General features: G+C 69.8%; 27 protein-coding genes, 1 tRNA gene and 1 pseudogene. 23 read left to right on the plus strand and 6 right to left on the minus strand.

The window, feature by feature from the left end; genetic code table 11:
* Window positions 1-429: 429 nt before the first annotated feature.
* From ACFXGI_RS27245 to ACFXGI_RS27310, 14 genes are all read left to right on the plus strand, one after another.
* Entirely contained in the window at window positions 430-696 is a 267-nt protein-coding gene (locus tag ACFXGI_RS27245) for a DUF6284 family protein (protein ID WP_384711842.1), read from the plus strand.
* Complete coding sequence (locus ACFXGI_RS27250) at window positions 693-974, plus strand: DUF6303 family protein (protein ID WP_384711845.1); 282 nt, start codon at window positions 693-695, stop codon at window positions 972-974. Before ACFXGI_RS27245 ends, ACFXGI_RS27250 begins: the two co-directional genes overlap by 4 nt.
* Window positions 971-1,834 (plus strand): hypothetical protein, encoded by an 864-nt coding sequence (locus ACFXGI_RS27255; protein WP_384711847.1) that lies wholly within the window; start codon window positions 971-973, stop codon window positions 1,832-1,834. Before ACFXGI_RS27250 ends, ACFXGI_RS27255 begins: the two co-directional genes overlap by 4 nt.
* The gene (locus ACFXGI_RS27260; protein WP_384711850.1) at window positions 1,831-2,169 is read left to right on the plus strand and encodes an RRQRL motif-containing zinc-binding protein; all 339 of its coding nucleotides are present in this window, start codon (window positions 1,831-1,833) and stop codon (window positions 2,167-2,169) included. The genes ACFXGI_RS27255 and ACFXGI_RS27260 overlap by 4 nt, the downstream gene beginning before the upstream one ends.
* A 669-nt stretch (window positions 2,170-2,838) precedes the next feature.
* Window positions 2,839-3,819 carry a hypothetical protein gene (locus tag ACFXGI_RS27265; RefSeq protein WP_384711853.1) on the plus strand — a complete coding sequence of 327 codons (981 nt, stop codon included), beginning with the start codon at window positions 2,839-2,841 and terminating at the stop codon, window positions 3,817-3,819.
* 1 nt (window position 3,820) lies between these two features.
* Complete coding sequence (locus tag ACFXGI_RS27270) at window positions 3,821-5,914, plus strand: hypothetical protein (RefSeq protein ID WP_384711856.1); 2,094 nt, start codon at window positions 3,821-3,823, stop codon at window positions 5,912-5,914.
* A gap of 223 nt (window positions 5,915-6,137) precedes the next feature.
* Window positions 6,138-6,623, plus strand: coding sequence for a hypothetical protein (locus tag ACFXGI_RS27275; RefSeq protein WP_384711859.1), 486 nt, complete (start codon window positions 6,138-6,140; stop codon window positions 6,621-6,623).
* Window positions 6,624-6,629: 6 nt separating this feature from the next.
* Complete coding sequence (locus tag ACFXGI_RS27280; protein ID WP_384711861.1) at window positions 6,630-6,959, plus strand: hypothetical protein; 330 nt, start codon at window positions 6,630-6,632, stop codon at window positions 6,957-6,959.
* Window positions 6,960-7,004: 45 nt separating this feature from the next.
* Window positions 7,005-7,163 (plus strand): hypothetical protein, encoded by a 159-nt coding sequence (locus ACFXGI_RS27285; protein WP_384711864.1) that lies wholly within the window; start codon window positions 7,005-7,007, stop codon window positions 7,161-7,163.
* Between the two features lie 82 nt (window positions 7,164-7,245).
* Window positions 7,246-7,929 (plus strand): SAM-dependent methyltransferase, encoded by a 684-nt coding sequence (locus tag ACFXGI_RS27290; protein WP_384711867.1) that lies wholly within the window; start codon window positions 7,246-7,248, stop codon window positions 7,927-7,929.
* The gene (locus tag ACFXGI_RS27295) at window positions 7,926-8,852 is read left to right on the plus strand and encodes a bifunctional DNA primase/polymerase (RefSeq protein WP_384711869.1); all 927 of its coding nucleotides are present in this window, start codon (window positions 7,926-7,928) and stop codon (window positions 8,850-8,852) included. Before ACFXGI_RS27290 ends, ACFXGI_RS27295 begins: the two co-directional genes overlap by 4 nt.
* Before the next feature lie 176 nt (window positions 8,853-9,028).
* Window positions 9,029-10,264 (plus strand): DUF3631 domain-containing protein, encoded by a 1,236-nt coding sequence (locus ACFXGI_RS27300; RefSeq protein ID WP_384711908.1) that lies wholly within the window; start codon window positions 9,029-9,031, stop codon window positions 10,262-10,264.
* Window positions 10,265-10,434: 170 nt separating this feature from the next.
* Window positions 10,435-10,707 carry a helix-turn-helix domain-containing protein gene (locus ACFXGI_RS27305; RefSeq protein ID WP_384711872.1) on the plus strand — a complete coding sequence of 91 codons (273 nt, stop codon included), beginning with the start codon at window positions 10,435-10,437 and terminating at the stop codon, window positions 10,705-10,707.
* Complete coding sequence (locus tag ACFXGI_RS27310) at window positions 10,707-11,888, plus strand: tyrosine-type recombinase/integrase (RefSeq protein WP_384711875.1); 1,182 nt, start codon at window positions 10,707-10,709, stop codon at window positions 11,886-11,888. The genes ACFXGI_RS27305 and ACFXGI_RS27310 overlap by 1 nt, the downstream gene beginning before the upstream one ends.
* A gap of 54 nt (window positions 11,889-11,942) precedes the next feature.
* On the opposite strand, the gene ACFXGI_RS27315 is transcribed toward ACFXGI_RS27310, so the two are convergent.
* Window positions 11,943-12,013 (minus strand) — tRNA-Gly (locus tag ACFXGI_RS27315).
* 484 nt (window positions 12,014-12,497) lie between these two features.
* Between ACFXGI_RS27315 and dcd the strand changes: the two genes are divergently transcribed.
* Together dcd and ACFXGI_RS27325 are read left to right on the plus strand one after the other, a co-directional pair.
* Window positions 12,498-13,085: a dCTP deaminase gene (dcd, locus tag ACFXGI_RS27320; RefSeq protein WP_384711878.1), complete on the plus strand. Its 588-nt coding sequence runs from the start codon at window positions 12,498-12,500 to the stop codon at window positions 13,083-13,085.
* Complete coding sequence (locus ACFXGI_RS27325) at window positions 13,082-13,582, plus strand: phosphoribosyltransferase (RefSeq protein WP_030870950.1); 501 nt, start codon at window positions 13,082-13,084, stop codon at window positions 13,580-13,582. The genes dcd and ACFXGI_RS27325 overlap by 4 nt, the downstream gene beginning before the upstream one ends.
* A gap of 91 nt (window positions 13,583-13,673) precedes the next feature.
* Here the strand turns inward: ACFXGI_RS27325 and ACFXGI_RS27330 are convergent, their stop codons facing one another.
* A complete protein-coding gene (locus ACFXGI_RS27330) occupies window positions 13,674-14,609 on the minus strand; it encodes a Yip1 family protein (protein ID WP_384711881.1) in 936 nt (311 codons plus the stop codon).
* Between the two features lie 611 nt (window positions 14,610-15,220).
* On the opposite strand from ACFXGI_RS27330, the gene ACFXGI_RS27335 reads away from it, so the two are divergent.
* Window positions 15,221-15,757 (plus strand): hypothetical protein, encoded by a 537-nt coding sequence (locus tag ACFXGI_RS27335; RefSeq protein ID WP_384711884.1) that lies wholly within the window; start codon window positions 15,221-15,223, stop codon window positions 15,755-15,757.
* Between the two features lie 524 nt (window positions 15,758-16,281).
* Here ACFXGI_RS27335 and ACFXGI_RS27340 read toward each other — a convergent pair.
* Together ACFXGI_RS27340 and ACFXGI_RS27345 are read right to left on the minus strand one after the other, a co-directional pair.
* Window positions 16,282-18,495, minus strand: a pseudogene (locus tag ACFXGI_RS27340) ((Fe-S)-binding protein); the annotation flags it as partial.
* Between the two features lie 121 nt (window positions 18,496-18,616).
* Window positions 18,617-19,219, minus strand: a complete 603-nt coding sequence (locus ACFXGI_RS27345) for a sugar transferase (RefSeq protein WP_384711886.1) — start codon at window positions 19,217-19,219, stop codon at window positions 18,617-18,619.
* 205 nt (window positions 19,220-19,424) lie between these two features.
* Between ACFXGI_RS27345 and dnaK the strand changes: the two genes are divergently transcribed.
* Genes dnaK through ACFXGI_RS27365 form a run of 4 tightly spaced genes read left to right on the plus strand, consistent with a single transcriptional unit; the run spans window position 19,425 to window position 23,642 of the window.
* Complete coding sequence (gene dnaK, locus ACFXGI_RS27350) at window positions 19,425-21,272, plus strand: molecular chaperone DnaK (RefSeq protein WP_384711889.1); 1,848 nt, start codon at window positions 19,425-19,427, stop codon at window positions 21,270-21,272.
* Complete coding sequence (gene grpE / locus ACFXGI_RS27355; protein WP_384711892.1) at window positions 21,272-21,961, plus strand: nucleotide exchange factor GrpE; 690 nt, start codon at window positions 21,272-21,274, stop codon at window positions 21,959-21,961. Before dnaK ends, grpE begins: the two co-directional genes overlap by 1 nt.
* Before the next feature lie 39 nt (window positions 21,962-22,000).
* On the plus strand, window positions 22,001-23,188 hold the full coding sequence (gene dnaJ, locus ACFXGI_RS27360) for a molecular chaperone DnaJ (protein ID WP_384711895.1): 1,188 nt from the start codon (window positions 22,001-22,003) through the stop codon (window positions 23,186-23,188).
* A 1-nt stretch (window position 23,189) separates the two neighbouring features.
* Complete coding sequence (locus ACFXGI_RS27365) at window positions 23,190-23,642, plus strand: heat shock protein transcriptional repressor HspR (protein ID WP_030870928.1); 453 nt, start codon at window positions 23,190-23,192, stop codon at window positions 23,640-23,642.
* 112 nt (window positions 23,643-23,754) lie between these two features.
* Here ACFXGI_RS27365 and ACFXGI_RS27370 read toward each other — a convergent pair whose 3' ends face one another.
* Window positions 23,755-24,768 carry a helix-turn-helix transcriptional regulator gene (locus tag ACFXGI_RS27370; RefSeq protein WP_229337682.1) on the minus strand — a complete coding sequence of 338 codons (1,014 nt, stop codon included), beginning with the start codon at window positions 24,766-24,768 and terminating at the stop codon, window positions 23,755-23,757.
* Between the two features lie 326 nt (window positions 24,769-25,094).
* Here ACFXGI_RS27370 and ACFXGI_RS27375 point away from each other — a divergent pair, with 326 nt between their 5' ends.
* On the plus strand, window positions 25,095-25,409 hold the full coding sequence (locus tag ACFXGI_RS27375; protein WP_030299141.1) for a hypothetical protein: 315 nt from the start codon (window positions 25,095-25,097) through the stop codon (window positions 25,407-25,409).
* A gap of 142 nt (window positions 25,410-25,551) precedes the next feature.
* Here the strand turns inward: ACFXGI_RS27375 and ACFXGI_RS27380 are convergent, their stop codons facing one another.
* Window positions 25,552-25,965, minus strand: a complete 414-nt coding sequence (locus ACFXGI_RS27380; protein WP_351775037.1) for a TIGR03618 family F420-dependent PPOX class oxidoreductase — start codon at window positions 25,963-25,965, stop codon at window positions 25,552-25,554.
* 129 nt (window positions 25,966-26,094) lie between these two features.
* Between ACFXGI_RS27380 and ACFXGI_RS27385 the strand changes: the two genes are divergently transcribed.
* Window positions 26,095-26,667: Clp protease N-terminal domain-containing protein (locus tag ACFXGI_RS27385; protein ID WP_384711899.1), on the plus strand; the 573-nt coding region annotated here is incomplete at its 3' end.

Consider the following 26,667-nt stretch of genomic DNA (forward strand, 5'->3'; position numbering starts at 1 on the left):
CAGTCAGGTGTTGACGTGGCTAGCCAGGATGGCTACGTTGTTCTCATCTGAACCGGGCTAGCCAAGTTGGGCAGGTCTAGACGGAGAGCTCTGCCAGGAAGTACGCCCATCAGCACTCGGTAGTCCCGTCTCGACGGGAGCCCGATCCAGGGTTACCGCGCTCATCGAGTCGCTGCCGGTCATTGAGAACTCAACAGAGTGGTCACCGCCTCCTGTAGCTGAAAAGGCGGTCAGCGCGGCTGAGGTTCGCGCATTCAACCCTTCCGCAGTCCTGTCCAGGACTGCGGCCGGTTGTCCTCCGCCCGTCTCGTACGGGCGGATCGAGCGAAGCCGGAGTCCTTCCTGCTTCACCTGCAATGCAGTGCAGCCCCCGGCGTTCCCGCGCCGAGGGCTGCTGAGTCCCGTTCCTCTGTAGAAGGAGCAAGACCCATGAAGTCCATCGTTGCACTTCAGAGCACCGTTACCCCGTGGTCCGACGGTCTGGAGCCGTCGGATGCGGAGCTGGATGCGATCGAGACCGAGATGCCGCTGATCCTGGCGGAGGTCGAGCTGCTCGACGCGCTGATCTCCCAGCTGGACCGGCCGGCGTCGGAGTTCGACGCCCGCCGGATCCGCCGGGCCCGTAACCGGGTCCTCGCAGCCCGTACGTCGCTGACCAACCAGGCCGCCGCTTCCCTGCCGGGCGGTGCCGCATGACGCACACGGCCCGCCTCGTCAACTCCTGCCTCGGTGAGTGGGAGGTCTACGTCGCGATCGACGCTCCCTCTCCGAGGGAGTGGCCGGAGCACCTGTTCGCCCGCACCGTGCCGGTGCCCACCGTCGCGGAGCGCTCCGCGGCTCTGGCTGGCCTCGGCTACGAGGTCGTGTCGGGCCAGAGGTGGAGGTGGGACGAGCTGGACGACGACGACACCGGACCGGTTCGCCTGGTCGCGTCGGTCACCGTCCACCGGATCGCCTCGGGGGCAGCCCGGTGACGGCGCGGCCTCCGCTGGAGCAGATCGCAGTCCTTGAGGGGATGCTGTCGAAGCTGACGCGGGTCCTGGTGGTCGTCGCGTTCGTGGCGCTGGTCTTCACCGCCTCCAACGTGACGATGTTCGCCATCGACCACCATGTCTCCCCGTGGATCGCCTGGCTCCTCGACCCGATGGTCGCGGTCGCGCTCGGCACGGTCCTCATTTTCGACGGCCGTCTCTCCGAGTACGGGCTCTACCCGTCCGGATGGGCCGCGGGACTGCGCTGGTTCACCGGCCTGGGCACGTGGGTGATGAACTGCTGGACCTCCCTGTGGCCCGCCGGTTCCTCCTTCGGCATCCCCCGGGAGGTGGACCCGGCCGGGCTCGTCCTCCACTCCGTCCCCCCGGTCCTCCTGATCGTCCTTGCTGAGGCGATCAACCACTACCGGCACCAGATCCTCGCGAAAACCACCGCTCTGCGGTCCCTGGTGGACGCCGAGGTGGGCGAGGTGGACGCCACCCCTGCCCCAGCCCGCTCCACCGTGGCACCGGGCCCGGCCGGGGCGGACGCCCCGACGGAGCCTGAGGCCGGGTTGCCGTATCTGGCGCCGCTGGTCATCTGCGGTGACCGCCAGGTGTTCCACCCGGCTATCCCCCACACGTCCACCCCGGCCCACCAGGCCGAGCTGGAGCCCGAACGTCTGTCTGCCGGAGAGGCCGCGAACGTCATCCGAGCGTGCTGGGTGCAAGGCAAGAGCCTCCCTGAGGCGGCCAGGCTTTCCACCCGTTCCACCTCCTACGTACACAAGCTCTACCAGCGTCTCAACGAAGAGCGTCAGGCCCGGGACTTGGTCACCGTCGCGATCGGGTCCGACGGATGAGCACGCTGCCCGTCTACTCGTGGCGCCTGGCCCCGGAGGGGCTGGCCACCCGTCGGCAGCTCCGCGCCGCCGGCCTTCGCCCCGGTGGGCAGGATGTCGTCGCTCAGGTGGAGCGCCCGCGCTACCGGCGCGGCCCACTGGTCGCCTTCCTCTACCGGATCGAACTGGCCCTGCCGGTCCGTCCCATGACCGAGGCCAAGACTGCCGCTCTGGCGAAGGCGAACACGGCCCGCCGCATCTGCCCCGAGTGCCGCACGGACGCCGGGTATGTGATCCCGGCCGCGCTCGGCATGTGCGTCCCGTGCGCCTACCCCGAAGAGCAGCACGTCGCCTGAACACCTCAGCAGGGCCCGGCCGCCAGCCTCCTACAGCAACAGCCGGGCCCCCTTCTCCCGTGAAGGAGCACGTTCAGCATGACCGACACCATCACCCAACCGGTAGCACCACCCACGGATGCCGGTCCTGATCCGTCCGCCCCGACTGGCGGCGAGACGGCCATGGCCGCCAAGGTCGAGCACACGACGGGTGGATTCCCCGTGGTGCCGCTCGCCCTCTCTGGGGCGAACGCCACGGCCGGCCTGCTCGCCACGGCCGCCATCGTTGGTGGCCCGGTCGCCGCTGCGGTGGCGATGACCGGCGCCGTCGCCCTCGGAGCAGCCGCCCGCAAGCGCAGCAAGCCCGGCGAAGCCAAGACCACTTCGAAGTCCGCAGCTCCGGCCGCCCGTTCCGCCGGTACGGGCCGCGTTCCCGCACAGCGCCCGTCCGCTCGTTCCGGGGCCACCACGTCCCGCAAGGGCGCCGGGAAGGCGAGCCACCGGGCGGGTAGTCCAGCAGGCGGCGGAAAGAGTGGCTCTCGCTCGAGTAAGGGCCGGGTGCAATCGGCCCGGCAGCGTGCCGCTCAGGCAGCCGGTCGTCTGGCCGGGGGCAGGGCGGGACAGGTACGCGAATTGCGTACAGCGGCCCGTACCCAGTCCCCGAGCCGGGCGGCGGCTCGTTCTGCGGGTGTGCAGGCGCGGCGGCAGGTCGCCGACAACCGGCGGGCCGCCAAGGCCGCCGAACGCGCCACCAGCACCAAAACCGCTCGTGGTCCGGCCGCGCGGACACTCTCCAAGGGCATGTCCAAGGCCGCCGCGGTCCGCGACAAGGCCGTTGGCGCGGCCCGTCAGGTGCGGGACCGCGCTGCCGGCCGGGCTGTCGCCTCCGGTCGTGAGGGGATCCGGCAGGCCGCGCTCCGCAAGCGGGTCGCCCAGCTCAGCGCTCCCGCCCGCAAGACGGCACGGAAGGCACTGCGCCGCTCCGCGGCCCGCTTCCACGGCCGCCGGGCACTGGCCGGGCTGCTCGGGGCTGCGGCCGGAGTGCTCGGCATGGTGAGCACGCCGCTCGGCCGCAGGCTGCGGATGCCGTCGCTGATGCACCCCGGTCGGCGCCTGTACCGAGCCCTGGTAGGCCGGGCCAGCTCGGCCCGCGAGGCCCGGGACGCGGAGATCAGCGCACGGCTGGAGCAGGACGAGCAGGCCGCCGAGCAGCAGGCAGTAGCCGAGCAGAGCGAGGACGAGCAGCAGATCGGGGACCGCGTCGAGCGGCCCGCAAGCCACATCCCGGCACCTCCCGCCAGTGAAGGAGCACCCCAGGTGAGCACCGCTTCCGGTTTCCGCTTCGAGGAGCACGCGGCCGAGATGGAGGCCGCCGCCCAGTCCTACGAGCCCGACAACGCGATGGAGATCCTCGCCATGATCGAGGGGCTCCCGCACGCTCTCGGTTCGGTCGCCAACGTCATGAAGATCCTCAGCGAGCGGGCCGACGAGGAGTTCCCGCTGCACAAGGCCGTCGCGGAGACGTTCCGCGACTGCTTCGGCGCCGTGATGGCGTCGGTGTCGCTGGCGGAGGAGATGGGCCCGGTGTTCCGGCAGGTCCACGAGGCCGACATCGCCCGTCACGAGGACCCCCGCAACGGCCTGGACGCCGAGAAGGGCTGGAACGTCTGAGATGAGCGCCCACACCGTCAAGAACAACGGCGGGGTGGCCCTGGACTGGGCGGCCGGTCACGGACCCGTGACCGGCGCCCTGTCCGCCACCACCGGAGCCTTCGCCGTCGCCACCGTCGGCACCCTCGCCCACATGCCCCCCAGCTGGGCCCTCGCCATCGGCACGGCCGGAGCGATCGGCCACACCGCCACCGGACTGCGCCAGAAACTCGCCGGACGCACCATCGGCGCCCGCGCTACCTCCTGGCTCCTCGGCGGCGGCTGGACCACCTGGGCCCTCGCCACAGGCCCCCTGACCTGGACCGCCCTCGGATCGCTGGCCACCCTCGGCGTCGCCATCGGCGCCTCCGCCCGCGCCACCGGCCTCTACGAAGAAGCCCGCGAACTCGAAGCACTCGAAGCAGCCGAACGCCACGTCGCCCGCGAACTGTCCGCGGAACGGCGCGGGATCGCCGCGGAGTGGGTCGACCGCATCCAGCGCGTCTGCGGGATCACCGTCCGCGTGCTGGCGGTGGAGATCTGGCCCACCGGGACCGGCTTCACCATCGACGCCGAACTCCCCGCCGGCGGAACCACCTACGACCGGATCGCCCGCGAGAACGCCAAACTCTCCGCGGACGCCCGTCTGCCCCACGGCTGCACCGCCGCCGCCACCCCCGGCGTCGACCAGGGGCGCGTGCTCATCGACGTGACTACCGCCAACGTACTGGCGGAGGAAGTCCAGTACCCCTCCGACTACAGCGCCCTGTCCATCCACACCGGCGTCCCCTGGGGGTACCGGACCAACGCGGACGAGATCCGCGCCTACCTGCGCGAGCAGTGCGCGCTGGTCGTCGGCCCGACCGGCTCCGGCAAGACGAACATGGTGCACGTCATCCTCGCCGGATTCGCCCGCGCCACGGACATGCTGACCTGGGTCATCGACCTGAACGCCGGATCGGCCGGCCTGCCCTGGGTACGCCCCGCCATGGAAGGCGGGCAGGGACAGCCGGTACGGCCCGGTGTCGACTGGCTCGCCTCCACCCACGACGAGGCCATGCTCATGCTCGATGCGGCCCTGCGGATCGGCCTCTACCGCAAGCGCGCCTACCAGGACCTCATGTCCAAGGCGAACACCGACCTCCTCCCGGTCACCGCCCAGATCCCGCAGATCATGATCGTGATCGACGAGGGAGCGGAGATCCTGACCAGCGGGGATCCGGAGATGCGCAAGCTCGCCAAGAAGATCCTCGAAGTGATCCGCATGCTCCGCGCCATGGGCATCCGCACCGTCCTCACCGCCCTCGGAGCCACCGGATCCGTCCTGGGCAACCTGATGATCCGCCGCGAAGCCAAGGTCCGCGTCGCCCTGACCGGCGGTGAGACCGAGGGCATGGACCTGTCCAAGCTCTTCCCCGGCGGCCGCGGACTGCGGGTCGAGCAGGCACCCCACAAGGGCACCGGCTTCATGGGCACCCCCGAATCCCCGGTCGCCCTGTTCGGAACGTGGCGGATCCTGCCCAACCAGATCCGCGACATCGTCCACGCCACGTCCGACCGTCACCCCCGCCTCGACGACATCTCCGCCAAAGCCGCCGGACCCGACTACGCCCGCCGCTGGGACCACGCCCGCACCGCATGGATCAACAGCCACCAGGAGACCAGTAGCGCGCCCACCGAATCCCCTACGGCCGGCACTGCCCCGGCCGTCGGCGGGCTGAGCCTGTCGGCGCTCCGTGACAACCCGCCCGCACCCGCGCCCGCTGCGCAGGACGAGGACGCGATGGCCGCGGAGTTCATGGCACAGATCGACGCCCAGTTCGGCACCACCCCCGAACCCGCGGCCGGGCCCGAGCCCGCGCAGCAGGCGGGAACGGCGCTGAACCTGTCCGCGCTCCGCGACGACAGGGAGACCGGGCCCGGGTGGCTGGCCGACGCGGTCACCGCAATCCACGCGGCAGGGGGCGACGGCATGAAGCCGGCCGCCGTGGCCGACCTCGTGGGCCGCAGCCGCGAAGCCGTCCGCAAGGCCCTCAAGGCTGCCGCTGAGCGCGGCGAACTGGTCTACCGCGACCGCGGGCCGCACTCCGTCTACGTTCACCCCGACCACGCCTGAGAGCGCCACACACGGCTACTGCCTACTGCCTACCGCCAACTTGGCAGTAGGCAGTAGAACGGCCCGCTACTGCCCACCAGGCGCCTCTATCAGGGGTTTTGGCAGTAGGCAGTACCGGGTTGGCAGTAGGCAGTAGGCAGTAAGCACGCGCACGCAGAGCGACCACCCACCGCGGGCTGCCCCCACCACGAGGGGCCGCCCGGACCGCGTCCAGGAGCCTGCAATGCCCTATGAACCCACGATCGCGAGCACCACCCCGCCCGCCCGCTACGGCGACCCGATTCTCTACCCCACCACCGTCCAGCAGCCCGTCATGCTGCCCGCCGAACTCCCGCCCGGGGTCCAGCTCGTCACCCTCCCGGGCGGCATCCGAACCCTCGCCTACACCCACCCGACCGAGCCCGTACCGGCCCCCGTCCAGCCGATCCCGGCATGGGCCAAGACCACCGCACTCCTCGCCCCGACCGTCGGCGGCGGGATCGCCGCGGCCGGGTACGGGATCGCCTACGCAGCCCCGGGACTGATCGCCATGACCGACGCCCTTTGGGTCGCCATCGCCCTCATCGCCACCGGCGCCCTCGCCCCGCTCGCCCTCAAGGCCACTCGGGGGACCAACGGCCGGCACACGGTCCCGGTGCAGCACGTCACCCAGAACATCACCGCGTCCGGGATGTTCGGCCGCGCCAACGGCACCATCCACCAGCGGTAGCCGGGCATGGCCGCGTACCAGTACCTGAACTGGGGCGACGCCAGCCACTACGACCGAACCCGGGACCTGCCCTGCGTGCTCTGCGGCAGGCCTACCCCGCTCCGCTCCCACGCGGACGAGGCCGTCCACAAGGTGTGCGCCGAGGACTGGAACGCGGGCAACCCGGACCAGCCCCGCCGCTACACCCTCCCGGCCAAGGACAAGCCGCAGCACGACGTCGGCACCTGGCGCTTCCACAACGACGGCCCCAACACCCCCAGCCAGCACCGGACCGCGGTCACCGAACTGCGGCCCCTTGGCCCCGATGAGGGGCCCCTCGACCTCTTCGCCGCATGACCTGAATCCCACTGAGGAGACCCGATGACCCGCGCGATTCTGCCCATGAGTGAGCGAATCACCGACGCTGCCGCGCTGCTGGCGGGCAAGCGCACCGTCCGCTGCCCGTACCCCGGATGCGGCGTGAGCGTCCGCTACCGCCACGTCACCCCCGACGAGGCCAAGCGCCTGACGGACCTGGCCACCGACCACTCCCGCCACTGACAAGCCGAAGGCGGCCCCCTCACGCCAATGAAGCGGGGCCGCCCTCGTCTCCCAGCACTCTCAAGAACTGGAGAGCACCAGCATGACCCAACCCACCGACATCCCGCGAGAGCACCAGCCTCGCTTACTGGATGCGTTCTGCTGCCAGGGCGGCGCCGGCATGGGCTACCACTACGCCGGCTTCGCCGTAACCGGCGTCGACAAGGATCCCCAGCCCCGCTACCCGCTCGCCTTCCACCAGGGCGACGCCATCGACTTCACCCACGAGTTCGGCGCCGGCTTCGACTTCATCCACGCCTCCCCGCCCTGCCAGCACGACACCGACTGTCAGCGCATCCAGGGCAACACCCACCCCGACCTGATCGGCCCCACCCGCGACGCGCTGAACGCCACGGGCCGCCCGTGGGTGATGGAGAACGTCCGCGGCGCCGCCCGCAAGCTCCACCGCCCGGTGATGCTCTGCGGGTCTATGTTCGGGCTGAAGACCTACCGGCACCGGTACTTCGAGACCGGCGGCGGCTTCACTCTCACCCAGCCGGAACACCCCGCCCACACCGCCCCGCAGGCCAAGATGGGCCGTCCCGTGCCAGAAGGCTCGTACGGGCAGTACGTCGGCAACTTCTCTGGCGTCGACCAGGCCCGGCAGGTCATGGATGTGCCGTGGATGAACCGCGACGGCATCCGCGAATGCATCCCCCCGGCATACACCCAGTGGATCGGCCACCAGGCCCTCGCACAGCTCGGCGCCCCGGCGGTGGCAGCATGAGCGCCCTGCCCGGCATCGGCCTTTCCGGTCTTGACCTGCTCGCCCACGCCGTCACGGCGGCAGAACGCGGCTGGTACGTCTTCCCTCTCCGGCCCCGCGACAAGCGGCCCGCCGGCCACGCACAGGCCCACTGCCCGCGCACCGGCCGGTGCGCGAACGGCCACCGCACCCCGGAGCAGCGGGCAACCACCGACCCGGATCTGATCGCGGCCGCGTGGACCCACGGCCCGTACAACATCGGGATCGCGACCGGCCCCTCCGGGCTGCTGGTCGTCGATCTCGACATGCTCAAGCCGACAGACGTAGAAGGAACGCCTGACGGCGTAACTGCTTTTGAGGCGCTCTGCGAGCGCGCCGGACAGGCCGTCCCCACCACCTACCGCGTGCGGACCGCGCGCGGCGGGATGCACCTGTACTTCACCCAGCCCGCCGGGACCCGGCTCGGCAACACCGCTGGACGTCTGGGGAAGCACATCGACACCCGGGGCTGGGGCGGGTACGTCGTCGCCCCAGGCAGCAGCACCCCGGACGGCGCCTACACGGTGCTGGGCGACATCAGCCCCATCCCACTGCCTGGATGGCTCGCCGACGCTCTCACTGCCCGGCCCAGGCAGGTCAGGGAAGTGCCGATGCCGATGACCGGGAAGGGCTCCCGGTACGCGTCGGCGGCTCTGGACAACGAAGTACGCAACGTTGCTCATGCCGGGGATGGAACCCGCAACGACACCCTGCTCAGGGCCGCGAGGGCTCTGGGGCGGTTCGTCGCGTCGGGCGACCTGACCCGCATGGAGGTTGAGCAGGCTCTTAGTAGCGCGGCAGCCGGCAACGCCACCGAGTCGGAGCGCTACTACGACGACGTCATCGCCCGGGGTCTGAACTGGTCGATCGCCAACAACCCCGCCGGCGGCCGGAGCGCGGCATGAACGATCACCTCCCCGCTCCCTCTAAGAGCCCTCTCGGCCACCGCGCCGCCGAGGACGCCGAGCAGCCGCCCCGGCAGGTGGTGGTGGGCCCCCCGGAGGGCGTCGCCGAAGGCGTCACTTCCGGCTCTGACCCGCACCCGGCCACCCCGTCCGTTCCCGCCCGGAGGGAAACACCCATGCCCGAGCCCATCGACGGCGCCGCCCTGCTCGACGAGGTGGAAGCCTTCCACCGCAGGTTCAACATCTTCCCGCTCGAAGCCGCGTACGTCGCCGTGGTCTTGTGGGACGCGCACGCGCACCTGCTCGACGCCTTCGACGCCACCCCGCGGATCGCGTTCCTTTCCCCGGAGCCCGGCTCCGGCAAGTCCCGGGCCCTGGACGTGATCGAGACGCTGGTGCCCAACTCCATGGCGGCGGTGGACGCCTCGCAGTCCGCGCTGTTCCGGTCCGTCGCAGGCGTTGAAGGGGAGAGGCCCACGATCCTCTTCGACGAGATCGACACCATCTTCGGACCCAAGGCCGCAGGCGATGAAAACCTGCGCAAGTTCCTCAACGCCGGACACACCCGCGGCAGGAAGATGTACCGGTGCGTCGGGGACGGCGCCAACCAGACCGTCGAAGGCTTCCCCGCCTACTGCGCCATCGCCCTCGCCGGCCTCGGCTCCCTGCCCGACACGGTCTTCACCCGCTCCGTCATCATCCGCATGCGCAAGAAGGCCCCCAACGAGACGTGCCAGCCCTGGCGCGAGCGCATCCACAAGAAGCAGGGCCACGCACTGCGCGACCGCCTCACCGCCTGGGCCAACTCCGTACGCAAGCAGGTCACCGAGTCCTGGCCCACCATGCCCGACGGGATCACCGACCGGCCCGCCGATGTGTGGGAGCCCCTCCTCGCTGTCGCTGAAGCCGCAGGGGGCACCTGGCCCGAGCGGGCCCGCGCCGCGTGCCTGGAGCTGGTCTCCGCCGCGAAGGAGAACGATGCTTCCTCCCTTGGTATCCGCCTGCTGACGGATCTGCGGGATCAGGTCTTCCGCGGGGAGGAGCGGATGCCGACCGCGGCCATCCTCGAATGCCTCCTGCGCATGGACGACGCCCCGTGGGCCGACATGGACGGCAAGCCCCTCACCTCCCGCACGCTCTCCCAGATGCTCGGCCAGTACGTCACCGCGGCCAACAAGCCCATCAAGCCCCGCGGGATCCGGGTCGGCTCCACCACGCCTAAGGGCTACTACGCCGAGGACCTCGCCGACGCCTGGGCCCGCTACTGCCCCCTGCACCCCCAGAAGTCCGCAACAGCCGCCACATCCGCCACACCGCAGGTCAGCGGGGGTGAATCTGTGGCGGAAGCCGCCACAGCCATCCGCCACATGCACGCGGAAACCGCCACAACGCTCTTCCCCGTCGCCGGATAGCCCCGCGACCACCCGGTGCCGCCACCCCTGTGCGTGGCGGCACCGATCCGCCACAAAATCCCGATCCGCCACAGATCCAAGTCGCTGACCAGCGATGTTGCGGCGTGGCGGCTGTTGCGGATTCCCCAGAAGGGGGCGAGAAGCCCCCGCTCTACCAGGAGGCATGAAGCGTGAGCAGCACCGCCCGCATGCGGCACTTGGCGTCCGCACCGAGTGTGCAGACATCCCCCCTCGATGAGCAGTTCCTGGACGTGAAGCAGGCGGCCAAGCACCTGGGCATGAAGGACGAGCGGTTCGTTCGGAGGCTCGTTGCCGAACGGCGGATCACTTACAGCAAGTTCGGCACGCACGTACGCATCAAGGCGAGCGTGCTGGACGAGTACATGCGAGCCAGCGAAGTGCCGGCCGTTCCCGTCCGCCGGCGGATGCGGAGGGCGGCGTAGTGGCAGCGAAGCGCACCAAGAAGGGCAAGGGCAAGCGGAGGTTCGGAGCGGTCCGCCAGTACCGTTCCGGGGCCTGGACCGCCTCCTACCTCGATCTGACGGGAGTACGGCGGCGGTCCCCCGAAACCTTCGAGACGGAGACCGACGCCGAGGTCTGGCTCTCCCAGGTAGAGGCCGACCTCACCCGCGGCGCTTGGCGGGACCCCGACGCCGGGGCGGTCAACTTCGAGGAGTACGCCCGGACGTGGGTGGCGGAGCGGGGCCTCGGCGCCCTAACTTACGAGCTGTACCAGCGGCTCTTGCGCCTGCATATCCTGCCTGCCTTCGAGGACATGGACCTCGACGAGATCACCCCACCCCGGGTCCGCGCCTGGCGGGCCGATCGCCTCACGGTGACCGGAGCGACGACCGTCGCCAAGTCGTACCGGCTGCTGAGCGCCATCATGGGGACCGCCGAGGACGACGAGCTGATCCGCCGCAACCCGTGCCGGATCCGCGGGGCGGGCAGGGAAGTTGCTGCCGAGCGGGAGATCGCGACGGTGGCGCAGGTGGACGCGCTCGCCGAAGCGATCGGGATTCGGTGGCGGTTGATGGTCTACCTCGGCGCGTACGGACCGATGCGGCCGGAGGAGCAGGCCGGGCTGCGGCGGGAAGACGTGGACGTCGACGCCATGACGATCCGGGTCAGGATCGCTGCGCCCGAGCTGAACACCGGCAAGCGTGCCGAGGGCCCGACCAAGTCGGGTGCAGGAAAGCGGATCATCGTTCTGCCGGAGTTCCTCCGCGAGGATCTGCGCCGCCACGTCGAGTGGTACGCCGAGAAGGGGCCCGGGGGACTCCTCTTCGTGGGGGAGAAGGGGGCGCCGTTCCGGCGTACGACGTTCGGGCGGAAATGGCGCAAGGCACGAGTGAAGGTCGGCATGCCCGCGTCCTTCAGGTTCTACGACCTTCGTCACACCGGCCACACCCTGGCGACGCGCTCCGGTGCCACGCTGAAGGACACGATGGTGCGGGCCGGCCAGTCCTCGGAGAAGGCCGCGTTGATCTACCAACACTCTGATCACGAGCGGCAGAAGGAGGTGGCCGGCGGGCTGGACGGGATGGTGCGCGCCGCCCGGGAGAAGGCCGCGGAGCAGGCCCGCCAGGGGTCAAGTGGTGCGCAAGTGGTGCGGGGCTCCTGAACCGGTCTAGACAATGACGAAGGCCCAGGTCTGTGACCTGGGCCTTCGTTCAAGAGCGGATGACGGGAATCGAACCCGCGCTATAAGCTTGGGAAGCTCATGTTCTACCATTAAACTACATCCGCATAGCGTTCCAGTTTTCTGGATCGGTATCTTCGGACACTCTACCCCATGATCGACCCCCGGTGAATCAGCCGCGGGGTCGTCGTTGTTTGTGGGGTGCACCGAGGGTCGTGGGGGCGGGAGTTGGGGCGTAACGTACCCGTGCGCGGTGGCTCCGGAGCGGTGTTGGAGTGGCGGCTGGAGCAGGTCGCGATCATCCCCTAATGTGGCGATTCGTCGCAGTACAGCAGGTTGGGGAAAGGGACTCGATGGAGAACACCGTCGTCCGTTGTGCCGAAGGGCACGTTTTCAGTACCGCTTCGTTTCCGCTGCAGCACCTCGGTGCCGGCCGGATCGGGCCCGGGCGGCTCTTGCGGTGCCCGCGGTGTGCGCGGCTGAGGCATGCCGTCCCCGTCGGCGCGGCGGCCGTCAAGCGATAGACGGTCCGGGGCGCGCGGCGCCGCTCTCGATTGGGGGTGGCCCGCGCGCACTGCGTATCCTCGGGACGTGCTTCTCTCAGACAAAGACATCCGGGCCGAGATCGACAGCGGACGGGTTCGCATTGACCCGTTCGAGGAGTCGATGGTGCAGCCCTCCAGCATCGATGTACGTCTCGACCGGTTTTTCCGGGTGTTCGAGAACCACCGCTACGCCCACATCGACCCCGCCGTCGAGCAGCCCGACCTGACCCGCATGGTCGAGCCGGAGGGTGACGAGGCCTTCATCCTCCACCCGGGTGAGTTCGTCCTCGCCTCGACCTACGAGGTCATCTCGCTGCCCGACGACATCGCCTCCAGACTGGAGGGGAAGTCCAGCCTGGGCCGCCTGGGGCTGGTGACGCATTCGACCGCCGGGTTCATCGACCCCGGGTTCTCGGGCCACGTCACGCTCGAGCTGTCGAACCTCGCCACCCTCCCCATCAAGCTGTGGCCCGGGATGAAGATCGGGCAGCTGTGCATGTTCCGGCTCAGCTCGCCCGCCGAGTTCCCGTACGGGAGCGAGCGCTACGGGTCGCGGTACCAGGGCCAGCGCGGCCCGACGGCCTCGCGCTCCTTCCAGAGCTTCCACCGCACCCAGGTGAGGCACGAGGCATGAGCGACGTCGTACGAGAGAACCTGAACTACGAGGGATTCGGGCGGGCTGTGCGCGAGCTCGCGCAGACCATCGCCGATGACGGCTACGAGCCCGACATCATCCTGAGCATCGCCCGGGGCGGCGTCTTCGTCGCCGGCGGTCTGGCGTACGCGCTCGACTGCAAGAACATCCACCTGGTGAATGTCGAGTTCTACACGGGTGTCGGGACCACGCTGGAGATGCCGGTCATGCTGGCGCCCGTGCCCGAGGCGATCGACTTCACCGACAAGAAGGTCCTCATCGCCGATGACGTGGCCGACACCGGGAAGACGCTGAAGCTCGTCCACGACTTCTGCCTGGGGCACGTCGCCGAGGTCCGCTCCGCCGTGATCTACGAGAAGTCCCACTCGCTCGTGAAGTGCGAGTACGTGTGGAAGAAGACCGACGAGTGGATCAACTTCCCCTGGTCGGTCGAGCCGCCCGTGGTGAGGCGCGAGGGCCAGGTCCTCGACGCCTGATCGCCCGGAACCCATCGGTTTCTGTGAGAAGGGCCCCGACGCATTCCGCGTCGGGGCCCTTCCTCGTTCTCGCCGGCTTTTACGGCGTGCTCTACAGCGTGCCCAGCTTGATGATCGACAGCAGCGCGACCAGCTGGATCGCGGACGCGCCCAGTGCCTTCGGCCACGGCAGGTCGTGCGACTTGCTGACGAGCGACGTGAAGAGGGCTCCGGCCGCCACCCAGGTGGCCCAGCCCAGCACCTGCACGAACATGTTGTCCCCGCCCAGGAACACGGCGAAGAGCAGGCGCGGTGCGTCCGTGATGGACATGACCAGCATCGACAGGCCCACGGTCGGCTGCCACGCGCCGTCGCCGCCCAGCTGGCGGGCCAGGGTGTGCGTGACGCCGCCCAGGATCAGGCCGCAGACGACGAAGGCCACGCCGGCGCTGAGGACGATCGGGACGGCGTTGGGGAGGGTGGCCTTCATGACGTCCTCGCGGGCGTCGTCGAGGCCGAAGACCGCGAGCAGGCCGTACAGGAAGGTCACGATCAGCGCCGGGCCCCAGACGGCATAGTCGCGCATCTGCAGGAACGTCGGCCCCGGCTGCATCACGATGCCGCGCAGGAGTTCCTTCCACGGCAGGCGAGGGCCTGTCGGCGCGGCCGCCGCGGCGCCCGCGTGGTACGTCGCGCCCTGGTTGTACGGGTCCTCGCCGTACGCGAAGACCTGGGTGTGCCCCGGGTTGTCGTTCGCGTAGGAGCCGCCGCCCCGGCCTCCGTTGCCGTGCGGGGGCTGCTGCTGCCGGTCGTACGACTGCCCGGGCTGCTGGCCGTACGGCTGCTGCTCGTGCGGGTCGAAGTACTCGGGCTCGCCGTGGCCTCCGGCGGCGGGCTGCTGAGGCCACTGCTGCTGCGGAGGGTAGGGCTGCTGGCCGTACGGTGCCTGCGGCGGTTGCTGCTGCTGCTGACCGTACGGCTGCTGCCGCGGGGGTTGTTGGGGAGCGCGGTTGTTGTCCCGGCCGCGTCCGATCCTGAATCCAGCCACGTGATCGAACGTACCTGGTCCCGGGAGTCGTGGTGGGCGGGCTGCCGGAATAGGGGCCCTTTGCGGCTGAGCTGTGACATCCCCTAGGGGATCCCCAATAGGCGGTTTTGGGTGGTTTATCTGGCTGGTGGGGAGTCTGCGGTGGTTCATTACATCATCGACGGAATACGTAGATATCGGGTCCGTAGCTTCGTATGCGTCGCCGCCGAGGCGCCGACGCCACCGACTACGAGCCATGAGCCATGAGCCACGAGGCCGGGGGTCGAGCAGCCGGTCGGGGAGAAGCCGGTGGAGGACAAGCCTGTTGGGGAGGAGCCGGGCGGGGACAGGCCCGTCACGGAGCCGGCCGTCGATCTGACGGTGCCGCAGGTCGGCCCGACCGCGCCGCCGGTCAAGCGGGCCTTCGTGACCACGGTCAAGCTCGCCGACGGCTCGACCGCCAAGGTCTACAGGATCGGTGACGACCACTTCGAAGCCGTGATCTTCTCCGGGTCGACGAAGCTGGACACGCTGGTCGGCAAGGGCGGCAAGCCGGCGTACGGGCAGAACAACGGGCTGCGCGTCGTCCTCCGGCCGAACGGGACCGTGACCTCGTGGGTGGAGGCGAGCAGATGCCGAAGCCCAAGCCGAAGCACGAGGTCAGGGAAGGCAAGAAGGAGAGCTCGGTCCGGATCGCCATGCCGGACGGGCGGATCGCGAAGCTGGTCGACGGCCCGAACGGCAAGCGCGTCGAGATCTCCATGCCGAACGGGAACCGGCTCGGGACGATCGACCTGAAGCACCCCGGCGGGCAGAACAACGGCTGGACGTACCGGATCGTCCAGGACGGCAAGCGCGTGAAGTTCGTCGTCATCGACGGGAAGGGCGGCGGAAGCAGCTGGGTGTACGGGTTCGACGGGAAGCTGATCGAGAAGTACGTGGCCGAACGGTCGAAGGCTGCGAAGCCCGCGAAGCCCGCGGGGGACCGGGTGGAGCAGGTGGTGCCGAAGGGCGGCGTGAAGGCCGGGGCGGAGGGCGCCGGGACCGCGACCGGAAGTTCGAAGGGTGACACGCCGATGCTGGTTGCGGCCGGCGGGGGCACGGCTGCGGTGGGGGCGGCGGGGCTGGGCTTCGCCCTGCTGAAGCAGGGGCGCGCCGACCAGTCCTGAGCCCTGACGGGCGGGTCCCCGAAACGCCGGTACGGCCGGCCCCCTGAGGAGGGGACCGGCCGTACCGGCGTTTCGTCGGGCTGCCGCCCGGGCCCGCAGACCTACGCCTTGGCCTCCGGCTTCGCCTCGGACCCGGCCTCCGGCGCGGCCTCGACGGCCGGCTCGGCCGCCGCCTCCGGCTCGGCCGAGGCGGCCTCCGGCTCGGCCGTGGCCGTGGCCTCGGCTTCGGCAGCGGCCTCGGGCTCCGCCTTCGCCTCGGTCGCAGCTTCCGCCGTGGCGGCAGTCTCGGCCTCGGCCTCGGCGGCCACCTTGGTGTCCGCGTCCGTGGCCGCCTCGGTCTCCGCCTCCGCCTCTGCGGCGGGCTCGACCTCGGTCTCGGCCTCCGCTTCGGCCTCGGCCTTGGCCTCGGCTTCCGCCTCGGCCTTCGCCTTGGCCTCGGCTTCCGCCGCCGCCGCTGCCGCCTCGGCCTCGGCGGCCGCAGCCTCCTCCGCCGCCAAGGCCTCCGCCGCCAGTTCGGCTTCCGTCGGGGCCGGGGCCTTCACCGACTCCAGGAGGAGCTGGGCCACGTCCACGACCTGGATGGATTCCTTCGCCTGGCCGTCGTTCTTCTTGCCGTTCACCGAGTCCGTCAGCATGACCAGGCAGAACGGGCAGGCCGTCGAGACGATGTCCGGGTTCAGGGACAGCGCCTCGTCCACGCGCTCGTTGTTGATGCGCTTGCCGATGCGCTCTTCCATCCACATCCGCGCGCCACCGGCGCCACAGCAGAAGCCCCGCTCCTTGTGGCGGTGCATCTCCTGCTGCCGCAGGCCCGGCACGGCCGACATGATCTCGCGCGGCGGCGTGTAGACCTTGTTGTGCCGGCCCAGGTAGCACGGGTCGTGGTACGTGATCAGGCCGTCCACCGGCGTCACCGGCAGCAGCCGGCCCTCGTCGATCAGGTGCTGCAGCAGCTGCGTGTGGTGGATGACCTCGTACTCGCCGCCCAGCTGCGGGTACTCGTTCGCGATGGTGTTGAAGCAGTGCGGGCAGGTGGAGACGATCCGCTTCGCCGACTTCGGCTTCTTCGTCTCCGGGTCGTCGTCGTCCTCGCCGAACGCCATGTTCAGCATGGCCACGTTCTCCTGGGCCAGCTGCTGGAACAGCGGCTCGTTGCCCAGGCGGCGCGGGGAGTCACCGGTGCACTTCTCGTCGCCGCCCATGATCGCGAACTTGACGCCCGCGATGTTCAGCAGCTCGGCGAAGGCCTTCGTGGTCTTCTTCGCGCGGTCTTCCAGAGCGCCCGCGCAGCCGACCCAGTACAGGTAGTCGTACTCCGAGAGGTCCTCGGCGTCCTTGCCGACGATCGGGACCTCGAAGTCGACCTCCTTGGTCCACTCCACGCGCTGCTTCTTGGCCAGACCCCAGGGGTTGCCCTTCTTCTCCAGGTTCTTGAGCATCGTGCCCGCCTCCGACGGGAACGCGCTCTCGATCATCACCTGGTAGCGGCGCATGTCGACGATGTGGTCGATGTGCTCGATGTCGACCGGGCACTGCTCGACGCACGCACCGCAGGTCGTGCAGGACCACAGCACGTCCGGGTCGATGACGCCGTTCTCCTCGGCGGTGCCGATCAGCGGGCGCTCGGCCTCCGCCAGCGCCGCCGCCGGAACGTCCTTCAGCTGCTCCGCGGTCGCCTTCTCCTCGCCCTCCATGGTCTTGCCGCCACCCGCGAGCAGGTACGGCGCCTTGGCGTGGGCGTGGTCGCGCAGCGACATGATCAGGAGCTTCGGGGACAGCGGCTTGCCCGTGTTCCACGCCGGGCACTGCGACTGGCAGCGGCCGCACTCCGTGCACGTGGAGAAGTCGAGGATGCCCTTCCAGGAGAACTGTTCGACCTGGGAGACGCCGAAGACGTCGTCCTCGCCCGGCTCCTCGAAGTCGATCTCCTTGCCGCCGCTCGCCATGGGCTGCAGCGCGCCCAGAGCCGTCGAACCGTCCGCGTTCCGCTTGAACCAGATGTTCGGGAAGCCGAGGAAGCGGTGCCAGGCGACGCCCATGTTCGTGTTGAGCGAGACCGTGATCATCCAGGTGAAGGAGGTGACGATCTTGAGCGCGGCGAAGAAGTACGTCAGGTACTGGATCGTGCTCAGGCTCAGCCCGTCGAACGCGGCGATCATCGGGTACGAGGCGAAGAAGCCCGGCTCCCAGCCGTCGACGCCGTGCTGGACGCCCTCCAGCGCGCGCAGCGTCATGATGCAGACGCCGACGATCAGGATGACGGCCTCGACGAAGTACGCCTGGCCGGTCTTGGAACCCGCGAAGCGGGACTTGCGGCCCGCCGCGCCCGGCCGGCTCAGCTGCCGGATCACGATCAGGGTCACGATGCCGAGGACGGTCATCAGGCCGAGGAACTCGGTGAAGATCTCGTACGGCAGCCAGTCGCCGATGATCGGGATCAGCCAGTCGGCCTGGAAGAGCTGACCGAAGGCGTTCACGATCGTCAGCAGCAGCGAGAAGAAGCCCACCGCCACGAACCAGTGCGCGAAGCCGACGATGCCCCAGCGGTTCATGCGGGTGTGGCCGAGGAACTCCTTGACCAGGGTGATGGTGCGCTGCGTCGGATCGCCGGTGCGGGTGCCCGCGGGCACTGGCTGGCCGAGCCGCACGAAGCGGTAGATCTGCACGGTGGCACGGCCGAACAGCGCGACGGCCACCACCGTGATGACCAGCGACACGATGATCGCGGCGAGTTGCATGGAAGGGCTCCTCGGGCGGCACTTACTAAGCGGTAACTTATGAAGTCAAGGCTTGAGGGTACCCATTCCCCGCGCCGCAATGTAGGTGGGCGGGCGGTGATCTGTGTCGCTCAGGCATGCCTCAGGAGCGCCTGTGCCGACAGGCCGCCCGAGGGGTCTGAGCCAGGATCGCGAGATCCATCCCCAGCCAATGGCTCTCCACATAGTGCCGGTCCAGCAGGGCCATCTCTTCCCAGGGGAGGTCGGATCGCGCACTGACCTGCCACAAACCGGTCATTCCAGGGCGTACGAGGAGCCGGTCGGCCCGGTCCGTACGCGGTTCGGGGCGCGGCCCGACCAGCGACATCTCGCCGCGCAGCACGTTCAGCAGCTGCGGCACCCCGTCCAGGGCGCCCCGCCGCAGTGCCGCCCCCAGCCGCCCCGCCCCGTCCGTGCGCAGCCGCCAGGTCAGGAAAGGCCGCCCGGCGAGCCCCGCCGCCGGTTCCCGTACGAAGGCCCGCCCGCCCTGGGCCGCGTACAGCAGGGCGGCGACGGCCAGCAGTGGCAGCGCGAGCAGCCCGGTCAGCGCGGCGGCCCCGAGGAGGTCGACCACCCGCTTGGCGGACAGGTCCGGCAGGTCGGGCAGGTCCGGCAGGTTCCGCCGGCGCGCGAGGGGGTGCGGGCTCGCGGGGCGCCGTCGTACGAGGTGCCGGATCGGGGGGAGCGTGAGCGGCGGCAGCGGCATGGGGGCACCCTGCATGCGCCTCCGGCGGTTTCGGCGGTGCCGCGCAGTGGGCCGCCGCAGCATCGCCCGCTCGGCCCTCGGGAGGCTTCTGTGAGCGTAAGGCCGCGATAAAAGTTGAGCCGCCTCCACTCATCTCTGTTGACGTTCGCGCGGTGGTGGGGCATGGTTGAGTCTGTTCCACTCAAGTCAGCTGGAGGAAATCAAAATGGCACGTGCGGTCGGCATCGACCTGGGCACCACTAACTCCGTCGTCAGCGTTCTCGAAGGCGGCGAGCCCACCGTCATCACCAACGCCGAGGGCGCCAGGACCACGCCGTCCGTCGTCGCCTTCGCCAAGAACGGCGAGGTCCTCGTCGGCGAGGTCGCCAAGCGCCAGGCGGTCACGAACGTGGACCGCACCATCCGCTCCGTCAAGCGCCACATGGGCACTGACTGGAAGATCAACCTGGATGGCAAGGACTTCAACCCGCAGCAGATGAGCGCCTTCATCCTGCAGAAGCTGAAGCGCGACGCCGAGGCGTACCTGGGTGAGAAGGTCACGGACGCGGTCATCACCGTCCCGGCCTACTTCAACGACTCCGAGCGCCAGGCGACGAAGGAGGCCGGCGAGATCGCGGGCCTGAACGTCCTGCGTATTGTCAACGAGCCGACTGCCGCCGCCCTGGCCTACGGCCTCGACAAGGACGACCAGACCATTCTCGTCTTCGACCTCGGTGGCGGCACCTTCGACGTGTCGCTCCTCGAGATCGGCGACGGCGTCGTCGAGGTCAAGGCGACCAACGGTGACAACCACCTCGGTGGTGACGACTGGGACCAGCGCGTCGTCGACTACCTGGTGAAGCAGTTCGCCAACGGCCACGGCGTGGACCTCTCCAAGGACAAGATGGCGCTCCAGCGCCTGCGCGAGGCCGCCGAGAAGGCGAAGATCGAGCTGTCCTCCTCCACGGAGACCACGATCAACCTGCCCTACATCACGGCTTCCGCCGAGGGCCCGCTGCACCTGGACGAGAAGCTCACGCGCGCCCAGTTCCAGCAGCTGACCGCGGACCTGCTGGACCGCTGCAAGACCCCGTTCCACAACGTCATCAAGGACGCCGGCATCGCGCTGTCCGAGATCGACCACGTGGTCCTGGTCGGCGGCTCCACCCGCATGCCGGCCGTCGCCGAGCTCGTCAAGGAGCTCACCGGCGGTCAGGACGCCAACAAGGGCGTCAACCCGGACGAGGTCGTCGCCATCGGCGCCACCCTCCAGGCCGGTGTCCTCAAGGGTGAGGTCAAGGACGTCCTGCTCCTCGACGTGACCCCGCTGTCCCTCGGCATCGAGACCAAGGGCGGCATCATGACCAAGCTGATCGAGCGCAACACCACGATCCCGACCAAGCGCTCCGAGATCTTCACGACGGCCGAGGACAACCAGCCGTCCGTGCAGATCCAGGTCTACCAGGGCGAGCGCGAGATCGCGGCGTACAACAAGAAGCTCGGCATGTTCGAGCTGACGGGCCTGCCCCCGGCCCCGCGCGGCGTCCCGCAGATCGAGGTCTCCTTCGACATCGACGCGAACGGCATCATGCACGTCACGGCCAAGGACCTCGGCACGGGCAAGGAGCAGAAGATGACCGTCACCGGCGGCTCCTCGCTCGGCAAGGACGAGGTCGACCGCATGCGCCAGGAGGCGGAGCAGTACGCGGACGAGGACCTGCGCCGCAAGGAGGCGGCCGAGTCCCGCAACCAGGGCGAGCAGCTCGTCTACCAGACGGAGAAGTTCGTCAAGGACAACGAGGACAAGGTCCCGGCCGAGGTCAAGACCGAGGTCGAGGCCGCCGTCGCCGAGCTGAAGGAAAAGCTCAAGGGCGAGGACACCACCGAGATCCGCACCGCGACCGAGAAGCTCGCCGCGGTCAGCCAGAAGCTCGGCCAGGCCATCTACGCCGACGCGCAGGCCGCCCAGGGCGCTGCCGGCGGCGCGGGTGACGCGGGCCAGGCCAAGGCCGACGACGACGTCGTCGACGCCGAGATCGTGGACGAGGACAAGCCGAAGGGCGGCGCTGCCTGATGTCGGAGGAGACCCCGGGCTTCGAGGAGAAGCCCGAAGTCCCCGCCGACGGCACGCCTGACGACGCCGCCGAGCCGAAGGCCGCAGCTTCCTCCAAGGAGGAGGCCGCGGCCCCGGCCGGGGACTCCGCAGCAGCACAGTCCGCCCAGTCCGCCCAGGACAGCGGTACGGCTCTGCTGGCGCAGCTGGACCAGGCCCGCACCGCGCTCGGTGAGCGCACCGCGGACCTCCAGCGGCTCCAGGCGGAGTACCAGAACTACCGCCGCCGGGTCGAGCGGGACCGGATCGCCGTCAAGGAGATCGCGGTCGCGTCCCTCCTGACGGAGCTGCTCCCGACCCTGGACGACATCGGCCGGGCGCGGGACCATGGCGAGCTGGTCGGCGGCTTCAAGTCGGTGGCCGAATCGCTGGAGACCGCCGCGGCCAAGATGGGGCTGCAGCAGTTCGGCAAGGAGGGCGAGCCCTTCGACCCGACGATCCACGAGGCCCTGATGCACTCGTACGCGCCGGACGTCACCGAGGACACCTGCGTGGCGATCCTGCAGCCGGGGTACCGGATCGGCGAGCGTACGATCCGCCCCGCGCGGGTCGCGGTGGCCGAGCCCCAGCCGGGCGCGGCCCCCAAGTCCGAGTCGGCCGAGGCCGACGCGCCTTCGGACAAGGACACGGATGCCCCCGACAAGGGCTGACGTTGAACCAGTAGCGGTACGAGAGGAGGGACACCGGGGATGAGCACGAAGGACTTCGTCGAGAAGGACTACTACAAGGTCCTCGGTGTCCCGAAGGACGCAACCGAGGCCGAGATCAAGAAGGCGTACCGGAAGCTCGCGCGCGAGTTCCACCCGGACGCCAACAAGGGCGACGCCTCGGCCGAGGAGCGCTTCAAGGAGATCTCCGAGGCCAACGACATCCTCGGCGACGCCAAGAAGCGCAAGGAGTACGACGAGGCCCGCGCCCTGTTCGGGAACGGCGGCTTCCGCCCCGGTCCCGGCGGGGGCGGCGGCTCGTTCAACTTCGACCTGGGCGACCTGTTCGGCGGCACCCAGCAGGGTGGCGGCGGCGCGGGCGGCTTCGGCGGTGGCGGCGGCCTGGGCGACGTCTTCGGCGGACTGTTCAACCGCGGCGGCGCGGGTCCCGGTACCCGGGTCCAGCCGCGCCGCGGCCAGGACATCGAATCGGAGGTCACCCTCTCCTTCACGGAGGCGGTGGACGGGGCCACGGTCCCGCTCCGGATGTCCTCCCAGGCGCCCTGCAAGGCCTGTTCGGGCACCGGCGACAAGAACGGCACGCCGCGCGTGTGCCCGACCTGCGTCGGCACCGGCCAGGTCTCGCGGGGCAGCGGCGGCGGGTTCTCGCTGACCGACCCCTGCGCGGACTGCAAGGGCCGCGGCCTCATCGCCGAGACCCCCTGCGACGTCTGCAAGGGCAGCGGGCGGGCCAAGTCCTCCCGCACCATGCAGGTCCGGATCCCCGCGGGCGTCTCCGACAGCCAGCGGATCCGGCTGCGCGGCAAGGGCGCCCCGGGCGAACGCGGCGGTCCCGCCGGAGACTTGTACGTTGTCGTCCACGTCGACGGCCACCCGGTGTTCGGGCGCAAGGACGACAACCTGACGGTCACCGTCCCGGTGACCATCGCCGAGGCGGCCCTGGGCGCCGACATCAAGGTCCCGACCCTGAACGGCCCTTCGGTGACGCTGAAGCTGCCGCCGGGCACCCCCAGCGGCCGTACGATGCGGGCCCGCGGCAAGGGAGCGGTCCGCAAGGACGGCACCCGCGGAGACCTGCTGGTGACGGTGGAGGTCGCTGTTCCGGCCTCGCTGTCGGACAAGGCCCGCGAGGCGCTGGAGATGTACCGCGACGCGACGGAGTCGGAGGACCCGCGCGCCGTGCTGTTCGAGTCCGCGAAGGGAGCATGACATGGACGGCCGCCGCAGGAGCCACTACCAGCTCACGGACGACACACCGGTATACGTGATCTCGGTGGCCGCCCAGCTCTCGGGCCTGCATCCGCAGACCCTGCGCCAGTACGACCGCCTCGGCCTGGTCTCCCCGGACCGGACGGCCGGCCGCGGCCGGCGCTACTCGGCCCGCGACATCGAGCTCCTCCGCACGGTGCAGGCGCTGTCCCAGGACGAGGGCATCAACCTGGCGGGGATCAAGCGGATCATCGAGCTGGAGAACCAGGTCGCGGCGCTCCAGCAGCGCGTGGCCGAGCTCTCGGCGGCGGTGGACGGCGCGGCCGCCGTGCTGCAGCAGCGCGAGGCCCAGGTGCACGCCTCGTACCGGCGGGATCTGGTCAAGTACCAGCCGCCGGTGGCGGGCAACGCCCTGGTCGTCTGGCGCCCCGCGCCGAAGCGTCAGGGCGACTGACCGAGCCGTCCTCATGCGCACGCCGCACGCAGGCGGCACGCGCGCGCACGGCACGCACGCACGACACGCACGCACAGGCCCCGTCCGGGATTCCGGGCGGGGCCGGCTCGTTTCAGTCGCCCTCGTCCTCCAGGATCCCGGAGCGCGCGATGAGGAAGCCGAGCTGGGCCCGGCTGCCGCTGCCGAGGGTGCTGGCGAGCTTCGCGATGTGCGCGCGGCAGGTCCGTACGTTCATGCCCAGCCGGCGGGCGATGGCCTCGTCCACGTGCCCCTCGATGAGGAGCTGCGCGATGGTGCGCTGCACGCCCGAGATGCCCCCGCGGGTGTGCTGGTACGTGACTTCCTCCTGGAGCGGCACCGCGCGGTGCCAGAGCTGCTCGAAGACCTTGATGAGGTAGTCCACCAGCCCCGGGTGGCGCAGCTCCAGGGCGACCTGGCGGTCGTCGCTGGCCGGGATGAAGGCGACGGTCCGGTCGAAGATGATGAGGCGCTCGAAGAGCTCCTCCAGCGTGCGCACCTCGACCTTGCCGGCCTTGAGGAGGTCGACGTACGCGAGCGTGCCGCGGCTGTGCCGGACGGTGTGCTGGTAGAGGGTCCGGATCCGGACACCGCGGTCGGTCAGCGGCTGGTCGCGTTCCAGGGCCTCGGTGAGCTCCAGACTGGGGCGGGCGCCGCCGGGCTGGATGGTGAGCATCTCGGTGTGGCACTCGGCCGTGGCGAGGTTGAGGGCCGCGTTGATGGGGTCGAAGCCCTCGAGGACGGTGATGGCGTGGGTGCTCGCCGGACTCTGCGCGCTGATGGCGAGAAACGGCTCGAAAGCCTCGGACAGTTCGAGTGAGTCGCGGCGCCTGTCGCGGATCTCGCGTTCGATCGGATGCAGCCGCTGTGCGAGTGCCACCGCCGGTGGAACCGGACGGAGGGAATTTACGTCATCAGGATCTGGCTGCAACAACGCCAGATCGAGCAGGCAGGGTGCCGTTTTGACATCCCCACGTGCGATACGTCCCGTGCGCAGCGCGCTCGTGTAGAGCCGTGCCCCCTCGCTGCACAGCTCGGTGACCGAGTGGGGATGTGTCGCTTTTGTTCTGTTTGTGGTCAAATCTCCACCCCCCAGGGTCCTGAACATGCAAGAACATGATGCATCGTCCCTGTGGCAGCGACGTGCCTGAATGAGCCATCGTCTGACAGGCGGGGGAGAGGATTTCATCAAGTGAGGACGAAGCCGACCATGAACAAGAGAATGCTTCGCTCGGCGCTTGCCACCGTCATCTTCTCGGCTGTGGCCGGTCTGGGACTTGCCGGGGTCACCCTGGGGGGAGCTGAAGGGGGTGCCGCAGACCTCCAGGCGGCGCCGCTGGAGGACAGCGGATGGCGCGCGGCACCGATGGACAGTGGATGGCGCTCGGCCCCCGTAGGCGCCGAAGCGGGCGTCGTTGGCGTGGAGAGCGCGGCATGACCCCCGACGACCGCGGTTTCCGTCGCGAAATGGCCTCTGCCTACCGCTCCGGCTGGCAGTTCATCGACCTCGCCACCGCCATCCCCCACCCCGGCGACTCGCTGATGGTCACCCTGTTCGGACAGCCCATCGTCATCACGCGCGAGGAGGACGAGGACGTCCGGGCGTACCGGTGCCTGCGCCGCCCCCGCGGTGCGCCGCAGCCCGTCCGCTGCGAGGTGCGCTACGGAATGGTCTTCGTCAACCTTGATCAGCGCGACCACCAGCTCTTCGAACCCGATATCACCACCGCCACCCCCCGCAGTGCCTGAAGCGATTCCCCCGTCGTCGCAGATCGCTCCAGGTGCTTCCCCCACACAACGGCGCCATCGTGGACCTGACCACGATGGCGCCGTTGTGATGTCCGCGTCCAGTGCTTGAACCGGACAAGGTGAAAACCGAACTGTTTCTTCTTCAGGCCCGGCCCATCGCCCGGTCGAGGGTGATCTCCAGGACGACCCGGTCCGGATTGGGCGACGGCGTCCGTCCGTACCGCTCCGCGTAGCGCGCCACCGCCTCGGCGACCGAGGCCTCGTCCGTACGGATCACCGCGTGCCCCTCCAGCGTCGCCCAGCGCCGCCCCGCCATCTGGCACACGGCGACCCGCGCGGGGCCCGCCTGCGCGCCCTGCGCCGCCAGCACGTTGCGGATCTTCTTGCTGTTCTTGTTGCTGATCACCCGGGCCAGGCCGGCCTCCGGGTCGTACGTGACGCCCACCGGCACCACGTGCGGGGTCCCGTCGGGGCGCGGGGTGGTCAGCGTGCAGACGTGCCGCTCCCGCCAGAAGGCGAGGTACTCGGGCGTCGGGTTGAGTACGTCAAGAGCCATGGCCCGAGGGTACGTGAGGGCTGAAATCCATCCTTGAGTGGAATAGACTCAACTTTGCGCATGCTGACATACTCAAAGAGCGAGACCCCAGCCTGCTGTGTCCGACCTGTCTGAGAGGAGAAGTCGCACGTGGATGCCGAGCTGACCAACAAGAGCCGGGACGCCCTGAACGCCGCCACCAGCCGCGCCGTGAAGGACGGCCACGCGGACCTGACCCCGGCGCACCTGCTGCTGGCCCTGCTGGCCGGCGAGGACAACGAGAACATCACCGACCTCCTCGCGGCCACCGAGGCCGACCAGGCGGCGGTCCGCGGCGGCGCCGAGCGGCTGCTGGCCGCCCTGCCCAGCGTCACGGGCTCCACGGTCGCGCCCCCGCAGCCCACCCGCGAGCTGCTCGCCGTACTCGCCGAGGCCGACCAGCAGGCCGGGAAGCTCGGCGACGAGTACCTCTCCACCGAACACCTCCTCACCGCGATCGCCGCCAAGGGCGGCGCGGCCGGTGAGGTCCTTTCCGGCCAGGGCGCGACGGCGAAGAAGCTGCTGGAGGCCTTCGAGAACGCAAGAGGAGGACGGCGGGTGACCACCCCCGATCCCGAGGGCCAGTACAAGGCCCTGGAGAAGTTCGGTACCGATTTCACGGCGGCGGCTCGTGAGGGCAAGCTGGATCCGGTCATCGGGCGTGATCAGGAGATCCGGCGGGTC

The organism is Streptomyces sp. NPDC059355, assembly GCF_042752335.1.
Lineage (GTDB): Bacteria > Actinomycetota > Actinomycetes > Streptomycetales > Streptomycetaceae > Streptomyces.